At 73.0% G+C, this 24,533-nt stretch carries 21 protein-coding genes and 1 pseudogene; 17 read left to right on the forward strand and 5 right to left on the reverse strand.

Annotated features, from left to right (window positions below):
• Nucleotides 1-12: 12 nt before the first annotated feature.
• Entirely contained in the window at nt 13-888 is an 876-nt protein-coding gene (locus ACWCRA_RS29325; protein WP_351557033.1) for an SCO6745 family protein, read from the reverse strand.
• A 112-nt stretch (nt 889-1,000) separates the two neighbouring features.
• A complete protein-coding gene (locus ACWCRA_RS29330) occupies nt 1,001-1,780 on the reverse strand; it encodes an enoyl-CoA hydratase/isomerase family protein (protein ID WP_351557036.1) in 780 nt (259 codons plus the stop codon).
• Between the two features lie 77 nt (nt 1,781-1,857).
• On the opposite strand from ACWCRA_RS29330, the gene ACWCRA_RS29335 reads away from it, so the two are divergent.
• Both ACWCRA_RS29335 and ACWCRA_RS29340 read left to right on the forward strand, forming a co-directional pair.
• Entirely contained in the window at nt 1,858-2,466 is a 609-nt protein-coding gene (locus ACWCRA_RS29335) for an HdeD family acid-resistance protein (RefSeq protein WP_351557039.1), read from the forward strand.
• A gap of 231 nt (nt 2,467-2,697) precedes the next feature.
• A complete protein-coding gene (locus ACWCRA_RS29340; RefSeq protein WP_451069032.1) occupies nt 2,698-3,180 on the forward strand; it encodes an ATP-binding protein in 483 nt (160 codons plus the stop codon).
• A 24-nt stretch (nt 3,181-3,204) separates the two neighbouring features.
• Here the strand turns inward: ACWCRA_RS29340 and idi are convergent, their stop codons facing one another.
• From idi to galE, 3 genes are all read right to left on the reverse strand, one after another.
• On the reverse strand, nt 3,205-3,810 hold the full coding sequence (idi, locus tag ACWCRA_RS29345) for an isopentenyl-diphosphate Delta-isomerase (protein ID WP_451069033.1): 606 nt from the start codon (nt 3,808-3,810) through the stop codon (nt 3,205-3,207).
• 97 nt (nt 3,811-3,907) lie between these two features.
• Nucleotides 3,908-4,849 (reverse strand): cation diffusion facilitator family transporter, encoded by a 942-nt coding sequence (locus ACWCRA_RS29350; RefSeq protein ID WP_451069054.1) that lies wholly within the window; start codon nt 4,847-4,849, stop codon nt 3,908-3,910.
• Nucleotides 4,850-5,027: 178 nt separating this feature from the next.
• Nucleotides 5,028-6,011 (reverse strand): UDP-glucose 4-epimerase GalE, encoded by a 984-nt coding sequence (galE, locus tag ACWCRA_RS29355; RefSeq protein ID WP_351557047.1) that lies wholly within the window; start codon nt 6,009-6,011, stop codon nt 5,028-5,030.
• 340 nt (nt 6,012-6,351) lie between these two features.
• Here galE and ACWCRA_RS29360 point away from each other — a divergent pair, with 340 nt between their 5' ends.
• The 15 genes and pseudogenes from ACWCRA_RS29360 to ACWCRA_RS29430 all read left to right on the forward strand — a co-directional run bounded on the left by ACWCRA_RS29360 (nt 6,352) and on the right by ACWCRA_RS29430 (nt 24,389).
• A complete protein-coding gene (locus ACWCRA_RS29360; protein WP_451069055.1) occupies nt 6,352-8,139 on the forward strand; it encodes a DUF5941 domain-containing protein in 1,788 nt (595 codons plus the stop codon).
• Entirely contained in the window at nt 8,136-8,888 is a 753-nt protein-coding gene (locus tag ACWCRA_RS29365; protein ID WP_351557050.1) for a phosphocholine cytidylyltransferase family protein, read from the forward strand. Before ACWCRA_RS29360 ends, ACWCRA_RS29365 begins: the two co-directional genes overlap by 4 nt.
• The gene (locus ACWCRA_RS29370) at nt 8,876-9,937 is read left to right on the forward strand and encodes an iron-containing alcohol dehydrogenase family protein (protein WP_351557053.1); all 1,062 of its coding nucleotides are present in this window, start codon (nt 8,876-8,878) and stop codon (nt 9,935-9,937) included. Before ACWCRA_RS29365 ends, ACWCRA_RS29370 begins: the two co-directional genes overlap by 13 nt.
• A complete protein-coding gene (locus ACWCRA_RS29375; protein WP_351557056.1) occupies nt 9,915-10,694 on the forward strand; it encodes a CDP-alcohol phosphatidyltransferase family protein in 780 nt (259 codons plus the stop codon). Before ACWCRA_RS29370 ends, ACWCRA_RS29375 begins: the two co-directional genes overlap by 23 nt.
• Nucleotides 10,691-11,573 (forward strand): annotated as a pseudogene (locus tag ACWCRA_RS29380) (glycosyltransferase family 2 protein). Before ACWCRA_RS29375 ends, ACWCRA_RS29380 begins: the two are co-directional and overlap by 4 nt.
• 101 nt (nt 11,574-11,674) lie before the next feature.
• The gene (locus ACWCRA_RS29385) at nt 11,675-12,604 is read left to right on the forward strand and encodes an ABC transporter permease (RefSeq protein ID WP_351557060.1); all 930 of its coding nucleotides are present in this window, start codon (nt 11,675-11,677) and stop codon (nt 12,602-12,604) included.
• Nucleotides 12,591-13,382, forward strand: coding sequence for an ABC transporter ATP-binding protein (locus ACWCRA_RS29390; protein WP_351557062.1), 792 nt, complete (start codon nt 12,591-12,593; stop codon nt 13,380-13,382). The genes ACWCRA_RS29385 and ACWCRA_RS29390 overlap by 14 nt, the downstream gene beginning before the upstream one ends.
• A 456-nt stretch (nt 13,383-13,838) precedes the next feature.
• Nucleotides 13,839-14,795, forward strand: coding sequence for a squalene synthase HpnC (hpnC, locus tag ACWCRA_RS29395; protein ID WP_351557065.1), 957 nt, complete (start codon nt 13,839-13,841; stop codon nt 14,793-14,795).
• Nucleotides 14,796-14,803: 8 nt separating this feature from the next.
• Complete coding sequence (gene hpnD / locus ACWCRA_RS29400) at nt 14,804-15,742, forward strand: presqualene diphosphate synthase HpnD (protein WP_351557068.1); 939 nt, start codon at nt 14,804-14,806, stop codon at nt 15,740-15,742.
• 451 nt (nt 15,743-16,193) lie between these two features.
• Entirely contained in the window at nt 16,194-17,579 is a 1,386-nt protein-coding gene (hpnE, locus tag ACWCRA_RS29405) for a hydroxysqualene dehydroxylase HpnE (protein ID WP_451069034.1), read from the forward strand.
• Nucleotides 17,576-18,685, forward strand: coding sequence for a polyprenyl synthetase family protein (locus tag ACWCRA_RS29410; RefSeq protein WP_451069035.1), 1,110 nt, complete (start codon nt 17,576-17,578; stop codon nt 18,683-18,685). Before hpnE ends, ACWCRA_RS29410 begins: the two co-directional genes overlap by 4 nt.
• 244 nt (nt 18,686-18,929) lie before the next feature.
• Nucleotides 18,930-21,131, forward strand: coding sequence for a squalene--hopene cyclase (gene shc / locus ACWCRA_RS29415; protein WP_451069036.1), 2,202 nt, complete (start codon nt 18,930-18,932; stop codon nt 21,129-21,131).
• Complete coding sequence (locus ACWCRA_RS29420) at nt 21,131-21,817, forward strand: phosphorylase family protein (RefSeq protein WP_451069037.1); 687 nt, start codon at nt 21,131-21,133, stop codon at nt 21,815-21,817. The genes shc and ACWCRA_RS29420 overlap by 1 nt, the downstream gene beginning before the upstream one ends.
• 5 nt (nt 21,818-21,822) lie before the next feature.
• Entirely contained in the window at nt 21,823-22,845 is a 1,023-nt protein-coding gene (hpnH, locus tag ACWCRA_RS29425; protein ID WP_451069038.1) for an adenosyl-hopene transferase HpnH, read from the forward strand.
• 113 nt (nt 22,846-22,958) lie between these two features.
• Complete coding sequence (locus ACWCRA_RS29430) at nt 22,959-24,389, forward strand: aspartate aminotransferase family protein (RefSeq protein ID WP_451069039.1); 1,431 nt, start codon at nt 22,959-22,961, stop codon at nt 24,387-24,389.
• The last annotated feature ends 144 nt before the right edge of the window (nt 24,390-24,533 follow it).

The following is a 24,533-nucleotide window of genomic DNA, read 5'->3' on the forward strand; positions in this document are numbered from 1 at the left end:
CCCGGCCGGTTCTCAGGCCCGGGCGGCGACCTCGTCGGGGAAGGCCCCGGCCGCCGCCGCCCGGTGCAGGAACCCCCTGCCCAGCTCCGTCAGCCGGGCCACGCCCTCCGCGCCCAGGTGGTCGTACGGCTCCCGGCCCAGCCGGTCCGTCAACTCCTCCAGCTCCTCCCGGAGACGGACGCCGTCCCGGGTCAGCTCGCCCTCCGGGTGCAGCAGTCCGCGGTCGCGCAGCCGCTCCTGGGCCGCCTCCCAGTCGGACCGCTCCCAGCCCCGGGTGGCCAGGAGCAGCCGGGGCGGCAGCCCCCGGCCCGTCGCGGTGTGGCTCACCAGGGCCTCCAGCGGGTCCAGCCCCAGGGCGAGCAGCGCGGCGACATGCCCGTCGCCCCGGTGTTCCCGGAGCAGCGTGGCGGCGTGCCAGTACGCGAGGTGCGGCTCGCCGGGCACCGGCAGCTCCGCGTGGGCCGCGTACAGCGGGCGGGCGTGCGGACGGCACCCCTCGGCGGCACGCAGCGCCAGCTCCGCCGCCTCCGCGAGTCCGTCGGAGGCGAGGACCTCGTCGCCGAGCAGCCGCCGCAGCGTGGTGTCCACCGCCCGCAGCCGGGCCCGGAGCACCTCCTGGGGGGACGCGGTCTCCCACGCGGCGGGCAGATACCGCGCGATCCGGGCGGGGTTGTAGTTGTAGAAGACGGCCGCGACCGCCCCGGGCCCGACCGGTCCCAGCGGCGCGGCCCGGGTGAGGATCAGCGGTGCGACGGCGTCGGATATCCCGATCCCGGCCAGTTCCTTCCCCAGGTCGGGCGAGAAGTAGCTCGTCGCGTGCATCGCGTTGAGCGTGTCGTGGCAGCGGCGGCCCGCCCGCGCCATGGGGTCCAGCGGCTCGGAGATCATGGTCCAGCACCTTTCCAACGGCTCGGCTGTCCCCGGAAGGGTATTCCCCGGGAGACGGCCGGGAACGGGCGCCCGGGCGGCGGGACGCCCCGCCCGCCGCCCCCGCCCTTTCTCACCCCCGCCAGGTGAAGCGCGGGGCGCGCCGCTCCAGAAAGGCGGCGATGCCCTCGGCGGTGTCGCCGCCCGGCGCCCCCTGCCCGGCCGCCTGCCGGTCCCAGTGCTCGTCCCGGTCCCGCCGCCCCGACGCGAACTCCTTGGCCGCCGTCTGGGTCAGCCCCGAGCGCGCCACCAGGACAGCGGTGAACGCCGCGACCCGGGCGTCCAGTTCGCCGGCGGGGAGCACCTCGTCCACCAGACCGGTGCGCAGCGCCCGCCCGGTGTCGATCAACTCCCCGGAGAACAGCAGATACTTGGCCGCGGAGGGGCCGGTCAGCGCGACCAGGCGCCGGGTGGAGGAGCCCGGATAGACGATCCCGAGCTTCGCCGGGGTCACCCCGAACCGCGCGCCCTCCTCCGCGAACCGCAGATCGCACGCGGCGGCGAGCTGACAGCCGCCGCCCACGCAGTAGCCGCGCACGGCCGCCACCGTCGGCCGGGGGAACGCCGCGAGCGCCTCCTCGGCACGGACCGCGAGATCCTGCGGGAGCAGACCGTCCGCCCCGGGCCGGCCGAGCGAGGAGATGTCCGCCCCGGCGCAGAACACCGGCCCGTCGCCGGTGAGCACCAGGGCCCGTACGGCGGGGTCCGCGGCGAGCGCCCCCAGCAGCGCGGGCAGCGCGCCCCACATCTCGGCGGTCATCGCGTTCCGCTTGGCGGGATTGCTGATGACCACGGTGGCGACACCGTCCGTCACGGTGTGTGTCAGGCGAGGTACCGGCTGCGGCTGCTCCATGCGCCGGATGCTATCCGGCGCCGCCGGACCTACGATCGGGAGCGGGGGTACGCGGGGGAGCTGGCGAGGAGGAAGCGATGGCCGGTCCCACGCAGGAGCCCAGAGCGCTGAAGCGGGGTTTCGGCCTGCTGGCCGCCCTCGGTGTGATCCTGGTGATCGCCGGGCTCGTGGGCCTGATCTACACCGGGGTCGCCACCCTCACCTCGATGCTGCTCTTCGGCTGGCTGCTGCTGGTCGGCGGGGTGGTGGGCCTGGTCCACGCCGTCCAGTCGCGCGGCAGCGACTTCTTCTGGCTGGCCGTGGTGGTGGCCGCCCTGAACATCGCCGCGGGCGTCGTCGTCATCCGCCACCCCGAGGGTTCGGCGGAGGCCCTCACCCTCTTCGCCGCGCTGCTCTTCCTCACGGGCGGGCTCTTCCGGCTGGTGGGCTCCCTGGTGGTGCGCGGGCCGCAGTTCGGCTGGATGCTCTTCCAGGGCGCGTTCGGGGTGCTGCTGGGCATCCTGGTGCTGGGGAACTGGCCGGAGAGCAGCCGCTATGTCCTCGGGCTCTTCTTCTCGCTGGCGCTGCTCTTCGACGGTCTCGGACTGATCGCCATCGGCCTCGGCGGGCGCCGGATCGTCGGTCTGGTCGCCGAGCCGGCCGGGCCGGCGGACCCCGGAGCCGCCCCGCCGGGCCACCGCTCCTGACCCCGGCGGCCGAGGGCGTCCCGGCACCGGCGGCGCGTGGAACGGCCATCAGCGGATAGGGCCATCAGAAGATCAGGACCAGTCGCGGAGTCCTGCCCCTGTCCTACGCACCCGGTCAGAAGATGTCGATTGGTGCCGACTTCTGCTCACTGACCCGGACCGGAGCGGGACACTGCCAACACTCGTCACCCAGAGGTCAGTGGCAGTCGAACGAGGGTGGGTGCCGGAGCCATGGAGAGCCGCGGGAGAGTGCCCGCCCGGCCACTGTCGTACGAGGGAGTGTGGAGATTCACCGCTCCGGCCGTCGAGGTCTCGGTGCCCCGGGCCCGGCACGCGGTCCGGGAGCTGCTGCGCCGCCAGGGCGTACCGGCCGGGGACGAGACCGTCGAGGGCCTGCTGCTGATCGTCTCGGAGCTGGTCACCAACGCCGTGAGACACGCCGCCCCGCTCTCGCCGGAGCTGGCCCTCGAAGTCGCCGTCCGCACCGGCACCGTCCGCGTCTCGGTGGAGGACGACCACCCCTGCCGGCCCCGGGCCCTGGAGTCGGACTGGCGGCAGACCGGCGGCCGGGGGCTGCTCCTCGTCCGGGAGATCACCCGGGGCGCGGGCGGCGCCCACGACGTCGAGCACACGGCGGGGGGCGGGAAGGTCGTCTGGGCCGAGCTGCCGCTGCTGCCCGGGCCGCGGGCCGGGGGTGCCGCGGGGCCCGGCTGAGCCCCGTGGCGCCCCCGGTGCGCGTCACCAGCCTCCGGCCGGTCCCGTCAGCTCCCTGATCGCCGGGCGGGCGGCGTCCAGCACCGTCATGAACCACGCCGAGAACGGGGCCGAGCCGTGCCGCTCGGCCAGCTCGTCGGGGGTCACGAAGGCGGTCTCGCCGACCTCCTCCGGATCGGGCCGCAGCGGAGCCTGCACCAGCCCGACGAAGAGGTGGTTGTACTCCTGCTCCACCAGGCCCGACGCGGGGTCCGGGTGGTTGTAGCGGACCGTGCCCGCCTCCGCGAGCAGCGAGGGCGAAAGACCCAGCTCCTCGTACGTCCGCCGGGCGGCGGCGGCGAAGGGCGCCTCACCGGGGTAGGGGTGGCCGCAGCAGGTGTTCGACCAGACACCGGGGGAGTGGTACTTCTCCAGCGCGCGGCGCTGGAGCAGCAGCCGCCCCCGCTCGTCGAAGAGGAACACCGAGAACGCCCGGTGCAGCTGCCCCGGGGCCTGGTGGGCGGTGAGCTTCTCCGCGGTGCCGATGGTGGTGCCGTCTTCGTCGACCAGTTCGAGCAGAATCGCTTGTGGTGCACCGTTCGACACGCCGCTGGCGGTGGCCGATGAGGTCGGTGAGCTCGGCATAACCATCCTTCGCTGTGGTCCTCGCCCTGAGGGGCCCTGCCCAGTCTGCCGTACAAAAGCTGCTTGTCCGATCCGCAACTCCGCCGGCGCCGCCGCCACGGTCTCAGTGGCAGAGGCTGGCCTCGTGTTCCGCGTGGCCGACGGGTTCCAGCTGGAAGGTGCAGTGCTCCACGTCGAAGTGGGAGCCCAGGCAGCCCTGCAGATCGTGCAGCATCCTCTCGTGGCCGACGGAGTTCAGCACATTCTGGCTCACCACCACATGAGCGGAAAGTACCGGCATCCCCGAGGTGATCGTCCACGCGTGCAGATCGTGGACGTCCTCCACTCCCTCCAGCTCCAGGATGTGGGTCCGCACCTCGGCCATGTCGACGTTCTTGGGAGCCGCCTCCAGGAGCACGTTCAGCGTCTCCCTCAGCAGCTTCACCGTGCGCGGCACGATCATCAGGCCGATGACCAGCGAGGCGATCGGGTCGGCCGCCTGCCAGCCGGTGGTGAGGATGATCGTCGCCGAGATCAGGACGGCGACCGAGCCGAGCGCGTCGTTGAGCACCTCCAGATAGGCGCCGCGCACATTCAGGCTGTCCTTCTGCCCGCGCATCAGCAGCGAGAGCGAGATCACATTGGCGATCAGGCCCACGAGGGCGAAGACGATCGTCAGCCCGCCCTCGGTCTCGGTCGGGGTGATGAACCGCTGCACCGCCTCGTACAGCACATAGCCGCCGACGCCCAGCAGCAGGAGACAGTTGGCGAGCGCCGCGAGGATCTCCGCCCGGGCGAAGCCGAAGGTGCGGTTGGTGCTGGGCGGCCGGTTCGCGAAGTGGATCGCGAGCAGCGCCATGGCGAGGCCGATGCCGTCCGTCGCCATATGGGCCGCGTCGGCGACCAGCGCCAGGGAGCCCGTGACGACCCCGCCGACTATCTCCAGGACCATCACGCTCAGTGTGATGGTCAGCGCTATGCGCAGCCGCCCCCGGTAGGCCGCGGCGGCGGTACCGGTCGGCGGCGGCCCGCCGTGCGTGTGTCCGTGATCGTGCCCAGCCCCCATCGAGAACTCCTCCAGCTCGTCGGAAGTCATCGGAAATCGATCTGTTCCGCGACCTCAGTGAACTACGGGAGGGGGGTATGGGCAACACGGCACTGAACACCGTTGTCATATCGCCTGACCTGCGGAAACGATCCGCAGGTCAGTCGTGGTGCGATCATCGCGCAGGGCGGTTCGGGGATCAGCGCGCGCCGGCGCCGGGGTGGCGCAGGCACCACCCCCGCCAGGCCGACTCGACCATCTCGCGGACCCCCCGCGAGGCCGACCAGCCGAGCTCCTTCGCGATCAGGTCCACCGACGCGACCGCCCGCGCCGCGTCCCCCGGGCGGCGCGGCTCGACCACCGGCTCCACCGGGCGCCCGGTGACCTCGCCCACCAGGGTCGCCAGCTCGCGCACCGAGACCCCGCCGCCCCGGCCGATGTTCACCGTGAGGTCCCCGGGGCCGTCCTGGCCGGCGAGCCTGCGGGCCACCGTGAGATGCGCGTCGGCGAGATCCGCGACATGGATGTAGTCGCGGACACAGGTGCCGTCCGGGGTCGGATAGTCGTCACCGAAGATCCTCGGCTCCTCGCCCCGGGTGATCCGGTCGAAGAACATCGGAATGATGTTGAACACCCCGGTGTCCGCCAGCTCGGGCGCGGCCGTGCCCGCCACGTTGAAGTAGCGCAGACAGGCCGTGGACAGGGAGTGGGCCCGGCCCGCCGACCGCACCAGCCACTCGCCGGCCAGCTTGGTCTCGCCGTAGGGGTTGATCGGCACACAGGGCGCCGTCTCCGGGATCACGTCCAGCTCGGGCACCCCGTACACCGCCGCCGACGACGAGAAGAGGAAGCTGCGCACCCCCGCGGCGACGACCGCGTCCAGCAGCACGGTCAGCCCGTGCACATTCTCCCGGTAGTAGCGCAGCGGCTGCTCCACCGACTCCCCGACCTGCTTCTTCGCCGCGAGATGCACCACGCCGGTGACCTCGTGCTCCGCGAGGACACGGTCCAGCAGCTCCCGGTCCAGCACCGTCCCCCGTACCACCGCCATCCCCTCGGGCAGCCGCTCGGCGACCCCCGACGACATGTCGTCCAGCACGACGACCCGCTCGCCGGCCTCCGCCATCGCCCGCGTCACATGCGCGCCGATGTACCCCGCTCCACCTGTGATCAGCCAAGTCATGACCGCCACCCTAGAGCCTGCCTTCCGGAATCCGCCGGGCCCGGGTTCCCGGGCACCGCTCGCCCATCCGGCGCGATCCGGCCCCCGGGCCGGGAGCCCGGGCCCGGCCCGGGGCGGTTTGGTGGGCCGGGCACCGATCGACGATGATGATCTCCGGCCGGGCCCTCTCTCGGGGCGCTGTCACGGTGATCGGTGCCCGATCGGGGCGTAAACGGCCAGTGAACTCCCCTCTGAGGGCATCCGATAGCCTCTGCCGAAGCCTCAGCCGATGTGCTGCCGCCCGTGCGACGGGCCGCGCCGTCGCGCTCCCACACCTCTCGGTTCCAAGGAGTGAGTTCGCCTGTCGACCGCCATCCTCACCGGTCCGCCCGTGCCCGGATCGTCGCTTGAGGCCGATCTGCGGTCGCTGGGCTTCGACGTACGGGTCTCCCCGGGAGCCGGCCGCACGGCCGAGCTGATCGCCGCCGTACCGGCCGCCGACCGGGTCGCCGTCGTCGACGCGCGCTTCGTCGGACACGTCCACTCGCTCCGGCTCGCGCTGACCGACCCCCGCTTCCCCGCCGCGGCCGTCCCCGGCGCGGTGACCGCCCGGCCCGAGGCCCGGGCCGCCCTCGCCCGGGCGCTCGACGCCACGGCCGGCGACGACACCGTGGTGCCCGACGCGCTCGCCGGTGCCCTCGGCGAGCAGGGCACCGCCGTGCACCGGCCCGAGCTGGGCTCGCTCGTCGCCACCGTGCCCGGCGACCCCCAGGCCCGCAACGAGGCCCGGCAGTCCGTCGCCGCCGTCGACGACGAGGCCGTACGGCTGCGCTCCTCGGTCAAGGCCCGGGACGGCTTCTTCACCACCCACTGCGTCAGCCCCTACTCGCGCCATCTCGCCCGCTGGTGCGCCCGCCGGGGCTTCACCCCCAACCAGGTCACCACCGCGTCCCTGATCACCGCGCTGATCGCGGCCGGAGCCGCGGCCACCGGGACCCGGGGCGGCTTCGTCGCGGCCGGCGTGCTGCTGCTCCTCTCCTTCGTCCTGGACTGCGCCGACGGGCAGCTCGCCCGCTACTCCCTCCAGTACTCCACGCTGGGCGCCTGGCTGGACGCCACCTTCGACCGCGCCAAGGAGTACGCCTACTACGCGGGCCTCGCCCTGGGCGCCGCCCGGGGCGGTGACGACGTCTGGGCCCTGGCGCTCGGCGCGATGGTCCTCCAGACCTGCCGCCATGTCGTGGACTTCTCCTTCAACGAGGCCAACCACGACGCGGTCTCCAACACCAGCCCCACCGCCGCCCTCTCCGACAAGCTCGACAGCGTCGGCTGGACGGTCTGGGTGCGCCGGATGATCGTGCTCCCCATCGGCGAGCGCTGGGCCATGATCGCCGTGCTGACCGCCCTCACCACTCCGAGGATCGTCTTCTGGGCACTCCTCGTCGGCTGCGGTTTCGCCGCCTGCTACACCACGGCCGGCCGGCTGCTCCGCTCGCTGACCCGCAGGGCGCGGCGGACCGACCGGGCCGCCGGGGCGCTGGCCGACCTCGCCGACTCCGGGCCCCTCGCGCAGGCCGTCGCCCGCGCCGGGCGCCCGCTGGTCCGGCCGCTGCCCGCCATGGCCCCGCCCGTCATCGCCCTCATCGGCGGCGGCGCGCTCGTGGCGACCGCCGCCCTCGCCGAGTACGGGTCGCCCTGGCCCGTGCTCGCCGCCGCGGTGTACGTGATCACCTCGGGCCTCGCCGTCGCCCGCCCCCTCAAGGGAGCGCTCGACTGGCTCGTCCCGCCGGTGTTCCGGGCCGCCGAGTACGGAGCCGTACTGGCCCTCGCGGTCCGCGCGGACACCCCCGGCGCCCTCCCGGCGGCTTTCGGGCTGGTCTCGGCCGTCGCCTACCATCACTACGACACGGTCTACCGCATCCGGGGGGGAACGGGTGCGCCCCCGCAGTGGCTGGTGCGGGTGATCGGCGGACACGAGGGCCGGATCACGGCCGTCGCCCTGCTGGCCGCCCTGATGGCCGCCACCGATTTCACCACCGCGCTGACGGCCCTGGCCGTCATCGTCGCTCTCGTGGTGCTGGTGGAGAGCATCCGCTTCTGGGTGTCCTCCTCCGCACCCGCCGTACATGACGAAGGAGAACCCGCATGATCGGCCTTGTCCTGGCCGCCGGTGCCGGACGGCGTCTTCGCCCCTACACCGACACGCTCCCGAAGGCCCTCGTGCCCGTAGGCCCTGAGAAGGACGGAGTCGCGAAGACCGTCCTCGATCTGACCCTCGCCAACTTCGCCGAGATCGGCCTCACCGAGGTCGCGATCGTCGTCGGCTACCGCAAGGAGGCCGTCTACGCACGCCAGGCCGAGCTGGAGGCCACCTACGGCCTCAAGCTCACCCTGGTGGAGAACGACAAGGCGGAGGAGTGGAACAACGCCTACTCCCTGTGGTGCGCCCGTGACGTCCTCAAGCGCGGAGTCATCCTCGCCAACGGCGACACCGTCCACCCGGTCTCCGTCGAGCGCACCCTGCTCGCCGCCCGCGGCGAGGGCAAGAAGATCATCCTCGCCCTCGACACGGTGAAGCAGCTCGCCGACGAGGAGATGAAGGTGATCACCGAGGACGGCCTCGGAGTGCGCCGGATCACCAAGCTCATGGACCCCGCCGGGGCCACCGGCGAGTACATCGGTGTCACCCTCATCGAGCCCGAGGCCGCCGAGGAACTGGCCGACGCGCTCAAGGCCACCTTCGAGCGCGACCCCGACCTCTACTACGAGGACGGCTACCAGGAGCTGGTCAACCGCGGCTTCACCGTGGACGTGGCCCCCATCGGCGAGGTCACCTGGGTGGAGATCGACAACCACGACGACCTCGCGAAGGGCCGTGAGATCGCGTGCCAGTACTGACCCGGCTCATCCCGTCGCCGGTCGTCGTCGACATCCGCCGGGGCGCGCTGGACGATCTGGCCGGCCTCCTCGCCGACCAGCGGATCTCGGCGTCCGGCAAGCTCGCCGTCGCGATGAGCGGCGGCTCCGGCCGGACGCTGCGAGAGAAGCTGGCGCCGGTGCTGCCCGGCGCCGACTGGTACGAGGTCGCCGACGGCACCATCGACTCCGCCGTCCGGCTCGCCGACGCCATCAAGGGCCAGCGGTACGACGCGGTGGTCGGCCTCGGCGGTGGCAAGATCATCGACGTGACCAAGTACGCGGCGGCCCGCCTCGGGCTGCCGATGGTCTCGGTCGCCACCAACCTCGCCCACGACGGCATCTGCTCACCGGTCGCCACCCTCGACAACGACAACGGCCGCGGCTCCTACGGCGTCCCCACGCCCATCGCCATGGTCATCGACCTCGATGTCATCCGCGACGCCCCGGCCCGGTTCATCCGCTCCGGCATCGGCGACACGATCTCCAACCTCTCCGCCATCGCCGACTGGGAACTCTCCCACCGGGTCATCGACGAGCCCGTCGACGGACTCGCCGCCGCCATGGCCCGCGCGGCGGGGGAGTCCGTGCTGCGCCACCCCGGCGGCATCGCCGACGACGACTTCCTCACCGTCCTCGCCGAGTCCCTGGTCATCACCGGCATCGCCATGTCGATCAGCGGGGACACCCGCCCGTCGTCCGGCGCCTGCCACGAGATCAGCCACGCCTTCGACCTGCTGTACCCGCAGCGCGCCGCCAGCCACGGTGAACAGGTCGGCATGGGGGCGGCCTTCGCGATGCATCTGCGCGGAGCGGCCGACGAGTCCGGTCTCTACGCCGATGTGCTGCGCCGGCACGGACTGCCGGTGCTCCCCGACGAAATCGGTTTCTCCCCCGACGAGTTCGTGGCAGCGGTGGAGTACGCCCCGCAGACCCGGCCGGGCCGCTTCACCATCCTTGAGCACCTCGACCTCTCCACCGACCAGATCAGGGACGCGTACGCCGACTATGCCAAGACCATCCGTAGCTGAACTCCGCCCGGTCGTTCACCCGGAGGGAGTGAAGGACCGGCGCAGCGGCGAGCACTGGGCCGGGCGCCTGTACATGCGGGAGATCTCGCTCCACGTCGACCCGTATCTGGTCAACACCAGGATCACGCCCAACCAGCTCACCTACCTCATGATCGTGGTGGGTGTCGCCGGCGGCGCCGCCCTGCTGATCCCCGGGCTGACCGGCGCGATCCTCGCGGTCGTGCTGTTCCAGGTCTATCTGCTGCTGGACTGCGTGGACGGAGAGGTCGCCCGCTGGCGCGGACAGACCTCGATCACCGGGGTCTATCTCGACCGGATCGGTCACTACCTCTGCGAGGCGGCGCTGCTGATCGGCTTCGGCGTCCGCGGCGCCGACGCCCTCGGCGCCGGCCGCCCCGAGTGGCTGTGGGCCTTCCTGGGCACCCTCGCCGCCCTCGGCGCGATCCTGATCAAGGCGGAGACCGACCTGGTCGACGTCGCCCGGCAGCGCAGCGGGCTGCCCGCGGTCAAGGACGAGGCCTCCGTGCCCCGCTCCTCCGGCCTGGCGCTCGCCCGCCGTGCCGCCGCCGCGCTCAAGTTCCACCGGCTCGTCGGCGGGATCGAGGCGAGCCTGTTCATCCTGGTGATGGCGGTGCTCGACACCGTCTCGGGCGATCTGTTCTTCACCCGGCTCGGGATCGCGGTCCTCGCCGGTATCGCGGTCGTCCAGACACTGCTGCACCTGGTGTCGATCCTCGCCTCCAGCAGGCTGAAGTGACCGCGTCCCTCACCCTGGGCGCGGTGATCATCACCAAGGGCGACCGCCCCGATGATCCCCGCGCCCTGCTCGGCCCGGCCGCCGCGCGGAGGGGCGGCCGGGCCGGGGCGTCCGTCGTCGGCGCCGGCACCCCGGTGACCGGCTCCGGCGGCCTCCCGCCCGGCGCGCGCACCGTCGGGCCGCCCGGGAACCCGGGCACCCCCGGCGGGCGCACCGCCGGTACCGGGGCGTCCGGACCGGCCGGCTCCGGCGCCCCGCTCGTCCCGGACGGCGACGGACTGCCGCCCGACCCCGCCGGCCCCGCGGAGCCGGCGCGCGAGGCCCTCGCCGCCGACCCGGAGCCGGGAGTCCTCCCGTTCCGGATCGCCGGCGAGGCCACCGGCCGCGCCCGGCCCCGCCGTCTCCCGAGGCTGCGCGCCGCCGACCCGACGCGCTCCTCACGGGTGACGGCCTTCCCCGGCGCCGCACGGACCCGGACCCCGGTGATCGCCGAGGCCGGACCGCCGCCCGGAGAGTTCCTCCGCGCCCATGAGGAGACCGGCCTCGCCCGGCGGGCGCCGGACGCGGGCCGGATGCCCGGCCACCGCTCGGACCTGCCGCTGTCCCGTCCCACGACGGCCCCGTTCCGGCGCGCGGTCCACCACCGGACGGCCGCCCGCGACCGGGTCCGGCCCGCGCGCCGCAATCCGCCCGCCCCGCTGGTGCCCCGCTGCCCCGGCGTCCGGGTGCTCCTCACCCTGGCCCGCCGCCCCCCGCCGCCCCCCGCCGGCAGCGCCGGCGGCACGGGAGGGCCGCCGCACACCGTGCGGACCCCGGCGGCCGATGAAGTGGCGCACCGTGCGGCGGCTCACCCGACTGGGCCGTCCTCCGGTGATCTGACAAGCTTGGGCCTTGAGAGCTCCGGGCGCACTCCGGGTTTCCGGCGATGTCCGGGGCCGCGCCCCCACTGCCGCGCATCTCGAAGACGAAAGTATCCCCTTGTGAGTGACACAACCCATGACGGTGCGATCACGATGACCGCCCGGCCATCGGCCGACGACGGTCTGTCCCCGGCGCAGCTCGCCGCCAAGCACGGTCTTTCGGTCAGCGGCGCCCGCCCGGGACTGGCCGACTACATCCGGCAGCTCTGGGGCCGGCGCCACTTCATCCTGGCCTTCTCGCAGGCCAAGCTGACGGCCCAGTACAGCAAGGCCAAGCTGGGCCAGCTCTGGCAGGTGGTGACCCCGCTGCTCAACGCGCTGGTCTACTACCTGATCTTCGGACTCATCCTCGGGACGAAGGATGACATGTCCAATGATGTCTTCGTTCCGTTCCTGGTGACCGGTGTCTTCGTCTTCACCTTCACCCAGAGCTCGGTGATGGCGGGTGTACGGGCCATCTCGGGCAACCTGGGACTGGTCCGGGCCCTCCACTTCCCGCGCGCCTCGCTGCCCATCTCCTTCGCGCTCCAGCAGCTCCAGCAGCTGCTGTTCTCGATGGTGGTGCTGCTGGCGATCGTGATGGCCTTCGGCAGCTACCCCTCGCTGTCCTGGCTGCTGGTGCTCCCCGCGCTGGTGCTCCAGTTCGCCTTCAACACCGGTCTGGCACTGATCATGGCCCGGCTCGGCAGCAAGACGCCGGACCTGGCCCAGCTGATGCCGTTCATCATGCGGACCTGGATGTACGCGTCCGGTGTGATGTTCTCCATCCCGATCATGCTCAAGGACAAGCCGGCCTGGATCGCCGATGTGCTCCAGTGGAACCCCGCGGCGGTCTACATGGACCTGATCCGCTTCGCGCTGATCGACGGCTACGGTTCCGAGAACCTGCCGAACCACGTCTGGGCCCTGGCACTGGGCTGGGCGGTCGTCTTCGGCGTCCTCGGTTTTGTGTACTTCTGGAAGGCTGAAGAGCGGTATGGCCGTGGCTGAGAACACCACCGAACGCATCCCCACCGTCATCGCCGACGATGTCCACATCGTCTACCGGGTCCATGGCGCCGGTGGGGGCCGGGGCAGCGCGACCGCGGCGCTCAGCCGGATTCTGCGGCGCAAGAAGGGCGAGCAGCAGCGCGGTGTGCGCGAGGTCCACGCGGTGCGCGGGGTCTCCTTCACGGCCTACCGCGGCGAGGCCATCGGGCTGATCGGCACCAACGGCTCCGGCAAGTCGACCCTGCTGCGGGCCATAGCCGGACTGCTGCCCACCGAGCGCGGCCATGTCTACACCGACGGCCAGCCCTCGCTGCTGGGCGTCAACGCCGCGCTGATGGGCGATCTGACCGGGGAGCGCAATGTGATCCTCGGCGGGCTGGCCATGGGCATGTCGCGCGAGCAGATCCGGGAGCGCTACCAGTCCATCGTCGACTTCTCCGGGATCAACGAGAAGGGCGACTTCATCACCCTGCCGATGCGCACCTACTCCTCCGGCATGGGAGCGCGGCTGCGGTTCTCCATCGCGGCGGCCAAGGACCACGACGTCCTGATGATCGACGAGGCGCTGGCCACCGGTGACCGCAAGTTCCAGATCCGCTCCGAGCAGCGCATCCGTGAGCTGCGCAAGGAGGCCGGCACGGTCTTCCTGGTCAGCCACAGCAACAAGTCGATCAGGGACACCTGCGACCGGGTGCTCTGGCTGGAGAAGGGGGAGCTGCTGATGGACGGCCCCACCGACGAGGTCCTCAAGGCGTACGAGAAGGAAACCGGCAAGTAGCGACCGCGACGAGACCCCAGGGACCGGAGCGCGCTCCGGCCCCGATCGAGGCCCCCGCTCTGACATCCGGGCGGGGGCCTCACCGCGTCCTCTCCCATGACGGCCGCACCGGCCCGCCCCCGCCCGCCCGGCTCCGGAACGTGCCGGCGGAGGTCAAGCCCGGTGCCACGAAGGAAGGTTGAACGCCAGTGCGGCGCTCTCGCAAGGCCCAAGACGCCCCGACGCATAACCGGGCGTTGTACAACGTAAGCTGGACCGGCGTAGAAACGCGGCAAGTGGGGCGATACGGCCCCTGTGCCGCGGTCGGCGAGCGGACCCCCCGCAGTCGGGACGACCGGCGGCGTGTCCGAAATAGGATGGATTGGATCAGCAGTGTAGAACGGGAGACGTGACGGCAATGATCGGATATCTCCAGCCCCGCGAGACGTTCGCCGTCCCCGCACCCGGCAGCCACGCATGACCGGGACCCGGCAGACACCCGCGCGCGTCCCGGCGGCCACCGGCGCGCGCCACACCCTCGACAAGGCCACCGCCGAGAACTTCCCCGTGGCCCCGTTCTTCCTGCCGCGCGCCTCGCGCGACCACATCATGGCCCTGTACGGCTACGCGCGCCTCGTCGACGACATCGGCGACGGCGATCTCGCGCCGGGCGGCGCGGACGCCCGGTGGCTGGGCGTCGACGAGGCCCGCGCCGAGGACCGCACCGTCCTGCTCGACGCCTTCGAGGCCGATCTGCGGCGCGTCTTCGGGCTGCCCGCCGCCGGGGACCCCGAGGGCGGGCCCGGGGAGCCGCGCCACCCGCTGCTGCGCGCCCTCGCGCCGACCGTGCGCGCCCGCTCGCTCACCATCGAGCCGTTCCTCGCCCTGATCGAGGCCAACCGGCGCGATCAGGAGGTGCGCCGCTACGAGACGTACGAGGAGCTGCTCGCGTACTGCGAACTCTCCGCCAACCCGGTGGGGAACCTGGTCCTCCAGGTCTCCGGGGCCATGAGCCCCGAGCGGCTGCGCCGCTCCGACGCCGTGTGCACCGCGCTCCAGATCATCGAGCACCTCCAGGACGTGAGCGAGGACCTCGCCGCCGGGCGCGTCTATCTGCCCGCCGAGGATCTGCGGCGCTTCCACGTCGGCGAGACCGACCTCACGGCGCCGACCGGGAACGCTTCCGTCCGCGCCCTCGTTGCCTACCAGGCGGACCGCGCCCGCGGACTGCTGGACGAGGGCGCACCGCTGGTGGGCAGCGTCCACGGCAGGCTGCGACTGCTGCTCGCCGGGTTCGTCGGCGGGGGGTACGCGGCCCTCGCCGCGATCAGGTCCGCCGGATACGACGTACTGCCCGGACCACCCAGACCCGCACGGACCCGAGTGCTGCGTGAAGCGGCGGCAGTCCTGCGAAGAGCGCGTGAAGAGAGGTGAGCCGGACCATGGAGCGAACGACCCCTACGCCGGCACCGGTGCAGGCCGCCTACAGCTACTGCGAGGCCGTCACGGGACAGCAGGCGCGTAACTTCGCCTACGGCATCCGGCTGCTGCCGGCCGAGAAGCGCCAGGCCATGTCCGCGCTGTACGCGTTCTCGCGGCGCGTGGACGACATCGGTGACGGGGTCCTCGCGCCCGCCGAGAAGCTGGCCCGGCTGGAGGCCACCCGCGGGCTGCTGGAGCGCGTCCGCCGCGAGGAGGTCGCCGAGGACGACACCGACCCGGTCGCGGTCGCCCTCGCCGACACGGCGCGCCGTTTCCCGCTGCCGCTGGCCGGGCTCGACGAGCTGATCGACGGCGTGCTGATGGATGTGCGCGGCGAGACCTATGAGACCTGGGAGGACCTCCGGGCGTACTGCCGGTGTGTCGCGGGGGCCATCGGGCGGCTCTCCCTCGGTGTCTTCGGCACCCAGGAGGGGGCGCCCGGGGCCGAGCGGGCCGCGGAGTACGCGGACACGCTGGGGCTCGCCCTCCAACTCACCAACATCCTGCGGGACGTCCGCGAGGACGCGGCCAACGGGCGGACCTATCTGCCCGCCGACGACCTGGCGAAGTTCGGCTGCTCGGCGGGGTTCCACGCGATGACGCCGCCGGCGGGCGCGGACTTCACCGGCCTCGTCCACTTCGAGGTGCGGCGGGCGCGCGCCCTCTTCGCCGAGGGGTACCGGCTGCTGCCGATGCTGGACCGGCGCAGCGGGGCGTGTGTCGCCGCGATGGCCGGGATCTACCGCCGGCTCCTCGACCGCATCGAGCGCGACCCGGAGGCGGTGCTGCGCGGCCGGGTGTCGCTGCCCGGCCACGAGAAGGCGTACGTGGCGGTGCGCGGCCTGTCGGGCCTGGACGCCCGCCACATCACCCGCCAGTCCCCCCGGGGCCGCACATGACCCCCACCCGTGACCCGTCACCCGACCCCGCACGGGTCACGCCCCCTCAGCCTGCCCGGGGAGCGGCACCCCAGCCCACCCGGGGCGCTGCCCGGGCCGGGACACCCCAGCCCGTCCGGCGTTTGAGGACGGACCCTCGCGCGGGGGGCCCGGACCGCACGACCGCCTGCCCCGCTCCGGGCACCCTCTCTCCGCACCCCACCCGGGTGACGGCACCCGACCCCGCCCGGGTCACGCCCTCTCAGCCCGCCCGGGCCGGGACATCCCAGCCCGTCCGGCGTTTGAGGACGGCCCTCCGCCCGGAGAGCCCGCGCGGGACCACCGGCCGCACCCAGCCACCCCCACCCTCGCCCCCACTCCCACCCCCAATGAACCCCACCCCCACCCCCGCCCGTGCCCACCAACACACCCGATCCCGGCGGCCCGCCCGCACGGCCCGAGGGGAGCAGCAATGACGGACCACACCACGCGGTCGCGGCACGCGGTCGTGATCGGCGGCGGGCTCGCCGGGGTCACCGCCGCCCTGCGACTCGCCGACGCGGGCGTCGGGGTCACCCTCGTCGAGGGCCGTCCCCGCCTCGGCGGACTCGCCTTCTCCTTCCAGCGCGGCGACCTCACCGTCGACAACGGCCAGCACGTCTACCTCCGCTGCTGCACCGCCTACCGCTGGTTCCTGGAGCGCGTCGGCGGCGCCCACCTCGCCCCGGTCCAGGACCGGTTGGACATCCCGGTCCTCGACATCGGCCGCCCCGGCCGCCCGCGCCTGGGCCGGCTGCGCCGCACCGCACTCCCCGTACCGCTGCACCTCGCGTCCGCCCTCGCCCGCTACCCCCACCTCTCGCTCGTGGAGCGCGCCCAAGTGGTCCGCGCCGCGCTCGCCCTCTCCCGGCTCGATCCCGAGGACCCCGCCCTCGACGGCATCGACTTCGCCACCTGGCTCGGCCGCCACGGCCAGTCCCGGCGCGCCACCGAGGCCCTGTGGGACCTCGTCGGCGTGGCCACCCTCAACGCCACCGCGCCCCACGCGTCGATGGCGCTCGCCGCGATGGTCTTCAAGACCGGTCTGCTCTCCGACCCCGGCGCCGCCGACATCGGCTGGGCCCGGGTCCCGCTCGGCGAGCTGCACGACACCCTCGCCCGCAAGGCGCTGGAGGGCGCCGGAGTGAGCGTCCGCACGGCCACCCGGGTGCGGGAGGTGTCCCGTACCGGTGAAGGGCGGTGGAGCGTCGCCACCGACGGCGAGGCGCTGGAGGCCGACACCGTCGTCCTCGCCGTCGCCCAGCGCGAGGCCCACGCCCTGCTGCCCGACGGCGCGCTCACCGACCCCGACCGGCTGCTCGACATCGGCACCGCGCCCATCCTCAACATCCATGTGATCTACGACCGCCCGGTGCTGCGCCGCCCCTTCTTCACCGCGCTCGGCAGCCCCGTCCAGTGGGTGTTCGACCGCACCGAGGCATCCGGCCTGGAGCGCGGCCAGTATCTGGCGCTCTCCCAGTCCGCCGCCGAGGACGAGATCGACGCGCCCGTCGCCGAGCTGCGCGCCCGCTACCTCCCCGAGCTGGAGCGGCTGCTGCCGCCCGCCCGGAAGGCCGGGGTGCTCGACTTCTTCGTGACCCGGGAGCGCACCGCGACCTTCGCGCCCGCTCCGGGTGTCGGCCGGCTGCGCCCCGGGACGGAGACCCGGGCGCCCGGCCTGTATCTGGCGGGCGCGTGGACCGCCACCGGCTGGCCCGCGACCATGGAGGGCGCCGTGCGCAGCGGTTTCACCGCCGCCACCGCCGCCCTCCGCGCGCTCGGCCGCCCCCACGAACATCCGCTCAAGGAGGCGGCGTGAGTCCGCGTACCGGAACAAGAGGAGAGACCGTGCCGACTGTGCCTTCGGCGAACCCGGCTGACGACATCGCAGCGGACGTGGACATCGCCGCGCTGCTGGAGCGCGGCCGGGCCTTGTCCGCGCCGGAGCTGCGCGCCGCGGTCGAGCGGCTGGCCCCGCCCATGGACGTCGTCGCCGCCTACCACTTCGGCTGGATCGACGCCGAGGGGAACCCGGCCGACGGCGACGGCGGCAAGGCGGTGCGCCCCGCGCTCGCGCTGCTCTCCGCCGAGGCCGCCGGGGCCGGTCCCGAGACCGGGGTCCCCGGCGCCGTCGCCGTGGAGCTGGTGCACAACTTCTCCCTGCTCCACGACGACCTGATGGACGGCGACGAGCAGCGCCGCCACCGTGACACGGTCTGGAAGGTCCACGGCCCCGCGCAGGCCATCCTCGTCGGTGACGCCCTCTTCGCGCTCGCCAACGAAGTCCTGCTGGAACTGGGGACCGTGGAGGCCGGGCGCGCCACCCGCCGGCTGACCGCCGCCACCCGTAAGCTGATCGACGGCCAGGCCCAGGACATCAGTTACGAGCACCGTGAGCGGGTCACCGTCGAGGAGTGCCTGGAGATGGAGGGCAACAAGACCGGTGCCCTGCTCGCCTGCGCCGTCTCCATCGGCGCCGTCCTCGGTGGCGCGGACGACCGCACGGCCGACGCCCTGGAGGAGTACGGCTACCACCTCGGCCTCGCGTTCCAGGCCATCGACGATCTGCTCGGCATCTGGGGCGACCCGGACTCCACCGGCAAGCAGACCTGGAGCGATCTGCGCCAGCGCAAGAAGTCGATGCCCGTGGTGGCCGCCCTCGCCGAGGGCGGAGAGGCCTCCCGGCGCCTCGGCGAGCTGCTCGCCGCCGATGCCAAGAGCAATGATGTCGAGAGCTTCTCCGAGGAGGAGTTCGCCATGAGGGCGGCGCTGATCGAGGAGGCCGGCGGCCGGGAGTGGACCTCCCAGGAGGCCCGCAGGCAGCACGCCGTGGCCATCGCCGCGCTGGACGCGGTCAGGATGCCCGACCGGGTCAGGGCCCAGTTGGTCGCCCTCGCGGACTTCGTCGTCGTGCGCCAGCGGTGACCGCCCGCGCGGCACCGCGCGGGCACGGCACCGAAGAGTCGATCAGGGAGCAGAGGTGACCGGAAGGATGATCCTGGTGGAAGAGGTGACACCCACCCCCGCGCCCGCCCCTGCGACGCCGCCTCTCCCGTCCTCCATATGAATCGCAGTCGGCGGCCGGTGCCCGGGTCAACCCGGGCACCGGCCGACGGCACCCCCGGCACAGCAGCGCATCGCGCACCACTGCACGGTAAAAGGGGAAGCCATGACAGCGACGACCGATGGAAGCGGCGGGCCCGTGGGGGTCCGGGCGGCCACCGCCGGTGAGACGACGACCGACCTCGATCCCGGTGCACCGGCGGAGCCCGCCGCTCCGGTGGCCCCGGCGGGCCCCGTGGACTTCGCGGACCCGGTGGATCTCGCCCTCGACGACGGCACGGCCCTCGGCGCTCCCGGGGTTCTCGGGGCACCCGGGGGGACCGCCGGCCGGACCGGTCCCCCCGGCCGGCCCGGCGTCGCCGATCCCGCCGACCCCACCGGCCTTCCGGACCTCGCCGACGGGGACACGGACACGGCAGCCCGCCGCGCCGCCGCCCGCTCCATCGATCATCTGCTCGGCCGGCAGGACTCCCAGGGCTGGTGGAAGGGCACCCTGGAGACCAATGTCACGATGGACGCCGAGGATCTGCTGCTGCGCGAGTTCCTCGGCATCCAGGACGCCCGCACCACCGCGGCCAGCGCCCGCTTCATCCGCGGCGGGCAGGGCGAGGACGGCTCCTGGGCCACCTTCTTCGGCGGCCCCGGGGACCTCTCCGCCACCGTCGAGGCCTATGTCGCCCTCCGGCTCGCCGGCGACCTCCCCGGCGACCCGCACATGGAACGGGCCTCCGCCTGGGTGCGGGAGCACGGCGGAATCGCCGCGAGCCGGGTCTTCACCCGGATCTGGCTCGCCCTCTTCGGCTGGTGGCGCTGGGACGACCTGCCCGAACTCCCGCCCGAACTGCTCTTCCTGCCCTCCTGGTTCCCGCTGAACATCTACGACTTCGGCTGCTGGGCCCGGCAGACCATCGTGCCGCTGACCGTCGTCTCGGCGAAGCGACCGGTGCGGCCCGCTCCCTTCGCCATCGACGAGCTGCACACCGACCCCCGCGTCCCCAACCCTCCGGCCCCGCTCGCCCCCGCGCTGAGCTGGGACGGCTTCTTCCAGCGCGCCGACCGGGTGCTGCGCCGCTACCGCCGGGTCGCCCCGCGCTCCCTGCGCGGCGCCGCGCTGAAGGCCGCCACGCGCTGGATCGTCGAGCGCCAGGAGAACGACGGCTGCTGGGGCGGAATCCAGCCGCCCGCCGTGTACTCCCTCATCGCCCTGCACCTCTGCGGCTACGACACCGGCCATCCCGTGATGCGGGCCGGCCTCGCCTCCCTGGACCGGTTCGCCGTCTGGCGCGAGGACGGGGCACGGATGGTCGAGGCCTGTCAGTCACCCGTCTGGGACACCTGTCTCGCCACCGTCGCCCTCGCCGACGCCGGGCTGCCCGCCGACCACCCGGCGCTGGTGAAGGCCGCCGACTGGATGCTCGGCGAGCAGATCGGGCGCCCCGGGGACTGGGCCGTGCGCCGGCCCCGTCTCGCCCCCGGCGGCTGGGCGTTCGAGTTCCACAACGACAACTACCCCGACATCGACGACACCGCCGAGGTGGTCCTCGCCCTGCGGCGGGTCCGCCACCCCGACCCCGCCCGGGTCGACGCGGCCGTCGCCCGCGCCGGGCGGTGGACTCTGGGCATGCAGTCCAGGGACGGCGCCTGGGGCGCCTTCGACGCCGACAACACCAGCTCGCTCGCCAACCGGCTGCCGTTCTGCGACTTCGGGGAGGTGATCGACCCGCCCTCGGCCGATGTCACCGCGCATGTCGTGGAGATGCTCGCGCACGAGGGCCGCGCCCACCACCCCCGGGCCCGGCGCGGCATCGACTGGCTGCTCGCCCACCAGGAGCCCAGCGGCGCCTGGTTCGGCCGCTGGGGCGTCAACCATGTCTACGGCACCGGGGCGGTGGTCCCGGCCCTGGCCGCCGCCGGGCTCCCCGCCTCGCACCCGGCGATCCGGCGCGCGGTCCGCTGGCTCGAATCGGTGCAGAACGACGACGGCGGATGGGGTGAGGACCTGCGCTCCTACCGCGAGGAGAGCTGGATCGGACAGGGTGCCTCCACCGCCTCCCAGACCGCGTGGGCGCTCCTCGCGCTCCTCGCCGCGGGGGAGCGGGACTCCACCGCCGTCGAACGGGGCGTCCGCCGGCTCGCCCTGACCCAGCTGCCGGACGGCTCGTGGGACGAGCCGTACTTCACCGGTACCGGCTTCCCCTGGGACTTCTCCATCAACTACCACCTCTACCGCCAGGTCTTCCCGCTCACCGCGCTCGGGCGCTATGTGCACGGGACCCCCGCCGCCGTCGCCTGCCGTCAGGGCGGCTGATGAGCGGCGCCGCCCCGGCCCCGGGGCGCGCACCGGAGCCGGGACCGCCCGGCCCCGGGGTGCCGCTGCTGATCGCCTGCGCCCTGGGCATCGAGAAGCTGGCCCTGCGCGGCGGCGCCCGAGGCCGGGCCCGCTCGCCCGGCGCGGTGACCGTGCTGCGCACCGGCATGGGCCCGACGAGCGCGGAGCGCGCCGTGCGCGAGGCGCTCGCGGCCGGGGCGCTGCGGCACGCCGCTGTGATCGCCTCGGGCTTCTGCGCCGGGCTCGCCCCGGGGATGCGCCCCGGGGATGTGGTGGTCGCCGCCGAGACCCGCCACGGAACCGGTTCCACCCCCTGCACCGGCAGCGAGGTGCTGGCGGCCGCGGTCTCCCGGTCCCTGCCGGGCCACCGGGTCCACATCGGCCCGCTGACCGGGTCCGACCATGTCGTACGGGGTCCTGAGCGCGGCCGGCTCCACGCCGCCGGGGCGATCGGGGCCGACATGGAGTCGGCGGTCACCCTGGCGGCGGCGCTGCGCTCGGGACCCCGCCCCGTTGCCGCCGTCCGGGTGGTCGTGGACGCCCCGGCGCATGAACTGGTCCGCATCGGCACGGTGCGCGGTGGAATATCGGCCTTCCGTGTTCTCCGTGCCGTCCTTCCCGCGTTCCATGAATGGCACCGTTCTTTGCTGCTCCCCAGGAGGTGAGCTAGATGGCCATGCCGCTCCGCCAAACCATCCGGGTCGGGACCTACCTCTTCCAACAGAAAATCCGCAGGCGGGAGAAGTTCCCCCTCATCGTCGAACTGGAACCGCTCTTCGCCTGCAATCTCGCGTGCGAGGGCTGTGGAAAGATCCAGCATCCGGCGGGTGTGCTGAAGCAGCGGATGCCGGTCGCCCAGGCCGTCGGGGCGGTGCTGGAATCCGGGGCGCCCATGGTCTCCATCGCGGGCGGCGAGCCGCTGATGCACCCCCAGATCGACGAGATCGTGCGGCAACTGGTGGAGCGGAAGAAGTATGTCTTTCTCTGCACCAACGCCATGCTGCTCCGCAAGAAGATCGAGAAGTTCACCCCGTCCCGGTACTTCGCCTTCGCCGTCCACATCGACGGGCTGCGCGAGCGCCACGACGAATCCGTGGCCAAGGAAGGGGTGTTCGACGAGGCGGTGGAGGCCATCAAGGAGGCGAAGAGGCGCGGCTTCCGGGTCACCACCAATTCGACCTTCTTCAACACCGACACCCCGCAGACCGTGATCGAGGTGCTGAACTACCTCAACGACGATCTCCAGGTGGACGAGATGATGATCTCGCCCGCCTACGCCTACGAGAAGGCCCCCGACCAGGAGCACTTCCTGGGCGTGGAACAGACCCGGGAGCTGTTCAGGAAGTCCTTCTCCGGCGGCAACCGGCGGCGCTGGCGGCTCAACCACTCCCCGCTCTTCCTCGACTTCCTGGAGGGCAAGGCGGACTTCCCGTGCACGGCGTGGGCGATCCCCAACTACTCGCTCTTCGGCTGGCAGCGCCCCTGCTATCTGATGAACGACGGCTATGTCCCCACGTACCGCCGGCTCGTCGAGGAGACCGACTGGAGCAAGTACGGCCGGGGCAACGACCCGCGCTGTGCCAACTGCATGGCGCACTGCGGCTATGAGCCGACCGCGGTCCTCGCCACCATGGGCTCGCTGAAGGAGTCGCTGCGGGCGGCCCGGGAGACCGTCGCGGGCGGCCGGGGGTGAGCTGACACCGGCCGGTGCGCGACAGGCCGGGCCGCCGGCGCGCACCGGCGGCCCGCCACGCCACCGTTCCGTATCCGGCCCGTCCCCGACCCGCCCCCAGGGAGAGATGACAGATGACCGGGCAGCCCCCGGACCCGCCGGGTCCCCCCGCGCCTCCACCGGCTCCGGGCTTCGATCTGGCACGGCTGCTCGCCGAGCGCGGCGGCGAGGGCTATGAGCTGCACACCCGCCACCTCAACCACCAGCTCCCGCGCATGCTCCGCACCATCGGCTTCGACAAGGTCTATGTCAGGGCCGAGGGCGCCCACTTCTGGGACGCCGAGGGCAACGACTACCTGGACATGCTCTCCGGTTTCGGGGTGATGGGCCTCGGCCGCCACCACCCCGTCGTACGGAAGGCCGTGCACGACGCCCTCGACGCCTCCCTCGCCGACCTCACCCGCTTCGACTGCCCGCCGCTGCCCGGTCTGCTCGCCGAGCGGCTCCTCGCCCACAGCCCCCACCTCGACCGGGTGTTCTTCTCCAACAGCGGTACGGAGGCGGTGGAGACCGCCCTGAAGTTCGCCCGCCGCGCCACCGGCCGACCCAGGGTGCTCCACTGCGACCACGCCTTCCACGGACTCACCACCGGCTCCCTCTCCGTCAACGGCGAGTCCTGCTTCCGGGACGGCTTCGCGCCGCTGCTGCCCGACACCGCCGTCCCGCTCGGCGACCTCGGCGCGCTGGAGCGGGAGCTGCGGCGCGGCGATGTGGCGGCCCTGATCGTGGAGCCGATCCAGGGCAAGGGCGTGCTGGAGAGCCCGCCCGGATACCTCGGCTCCGCCCAGGAGCTGCTCCGCCGGCACCGGGCGCTCCTGATCGCCGACGAGGTGCAGACCGGCCTCGGCCGGACCGGTGACTTCTGGGCCCACCGGCACGAGCCCGGGGTGGAACCCGATCTGATCTGTGTCGCGAAGGCGCTCTCCGGCGGCTATGTGCCGGTCGGTGCCACCCTGGGCCGTGAGTGGATCTTCCGTGAGGTCTACTCGTCCATGGACCGGGTGCTGATCCACTCGGCGAGCTTCGGTGCCAACGCCCAGGCCATGGCCGCCGGTCTCGCGGTGCTCTCCGTGATCGAGGACGAGGGACTTGTGGCGAACGCCCGCGCCACCGGTGAGCTGCTGCGCACCCGGCTCGCGGAGCTGGTGGACCGCTATGAGTTCCTGCGCGAGGTGCGCGGCCGGGGGCTGATGACCGGGATCGAGTTCGGCCGGCCGGACTCGCTCCGGCTGCGGACCCGCTGGGCGATGCTCCAGGCCGCCCGCAAGGGGCTCTTCGCCCAGATGGTGGTGGTGCCCCTGCTGACCCGGCACCGCATCCTCACCCAGGTCTCCGGCGACCGGCTGGAAGTGATCAAGCTGATTCCGCCGCTGACCATCGGGGAGCCGGAGGTGGACCGCTTTCTGACGGCCTTCACGGCGGTGATGGAGGAGGCCCACGCGGGCGGCGGTCTGATCTGGGACTTCGGCCGGACCCTGGTCGGTCAGGCGGTCGCCCACCGCTGAGACCGGCCCGGGGCCTGTTCTGTTCGGCCTCCGGCTCCTGCCGCTCTGACCTGCGCTTTCGCCAGTCTCGACGGAGAGATTTGCCTCTGGGGCAAGAAACTTGCCACAGAGGCATTTTCCTGGCGCAATGGAGTCATGCAGAGC

It is taken from the genome of Streptomyces sp. NPDC001889 (genome assembly GCF_053594535.1).

What these genes read in the sequence shown, in the direction of transcription:
- ACWCRA_RS29325 (WP_351557033.1), bottom strand. Translation starts at nt 888, where the DNA reads ATGATCTCCGAGCCGCTGGACCCCATGGCGCGGGCGGGCCGCCGCTGC.
- ACWCRA_RS29330 (WP_351557036.1), bottom strand. Translation starts at nt 1,780, where the DNA reads ATGGAGCAGCCGCAGCCGGTACCTCGCCTGACACACACCGTGACGGAC.
- ACWCRA_RS29335 (WP_351557039.1), top strand. Translation starts at nt 1,858, where the DNA reads ATGGCCGGTCCCACGCAGGAGCCCAGAGCGCTGAAGCGGGGTTTCGGC.
- ACWCRA_RS29340 (WP_451069032.1), top strand. Translation starts at nt 2,698, where the DNA reads ATGGAGAGCCGCGGGAGAGTGCCCGCCCGGCCACTGTCGTACGAGGGA.
- idi (WP_451069033.1), bottom strand. Translation starts at nt 3,810, where the DNA reads ATGGTTATGCCGAGCTCACCGACCTCATCGGCCACCGCCAGCGGCGTG.
- ACWCRA_RS29350 (WP_451069054.1), bottom strand. Translation starts at nt 4,849, where the DNA reads ATGGGGGCTGGGCACGATCACGGACACACGCACGGCGGGCCGCCGCCG.
- galE (WP_351557047.1), bottom strand. Translation starts at nt 6,011, where the DNA reads ATGACTTGGCTGATCACAGGTGGAGCGGGGTACATCGGCGCGCATGTG.
- ACWCRA_RS29365 (WP_351557050.1), top strand. Translation starts at nt 8,136, where the DNA reads ATGATCGGCCTTGTCCTGGCCGCCGGTGCCGGACGGCGTCTTCGCCCC.
- ACWCRA_RS29375 (WP_351557056.1), top strand. Translation starts at nt 9,915, where the DNA reads ATGCCAAGACCATCCGTAGCTGAACTCCGCCCGGTCGTTCACCCGGAG.
- ACWCRA_RS29390 (WP_351557062.1), top strand. Translation starts at nt 12,591, where the DNA reads ATGGCCGTGGCTGAGAACACCACCGAACGCATCCCCACCGTCATCGCC.
- hpnC (WP_351557065.1), top strand. Translation starts at nt 13,839, where the DNA reads ATGACCGGGACCCGGCAGACACCCGCGCGCGTCCCGGCGGCCACCGGC.
- hpnD (WP_351557068.1), top strand. Translation starts at nt 14,804, where the DNA reads ATGGAGCGAACGACCCCTACGCCGGCACCGGTGCAGGCCGCCTACAGC.
- hpnE (WP_451069034.1), top strand. Translation starts at nt 16,194, where the DNA reads ATGACGGACCACACCACGCGGTCGCGGCACGCGGTCGTGATCGGCGGC.
- shc (WP_451069036.1), top strand. Translation starts at nt 18,930, where the DNA reads ATGACAGCGACGACCGATGGAAGCGGCGGGCCCGTGGGGGTCCGGGCG.
- ACWCRA_RS29420 (WP_451069037.1), top strand. Translation starts at nt 21,131, where the DNA reads ATGAGCGGCGCCGCCCCGGCCCCGGGGCGCGCACCGGAGCCGGGACCG.
- hpnH (WP_451069038.1), top strand. Translation starts at nt 21,823, where the DNA reads ATGGCCATGCCGCTCCGCCAAACCATCCGGGTCGGGACCTACCTCTTC.
- ACWCRA_RS29430 (WP_451069039.1), top strand. Translation starts at nt 22,959, where the DNA reads ATGACCGGGCAGCCCCCGGACCCGCCGGGTCCCCCCGCGCCTCCACCG.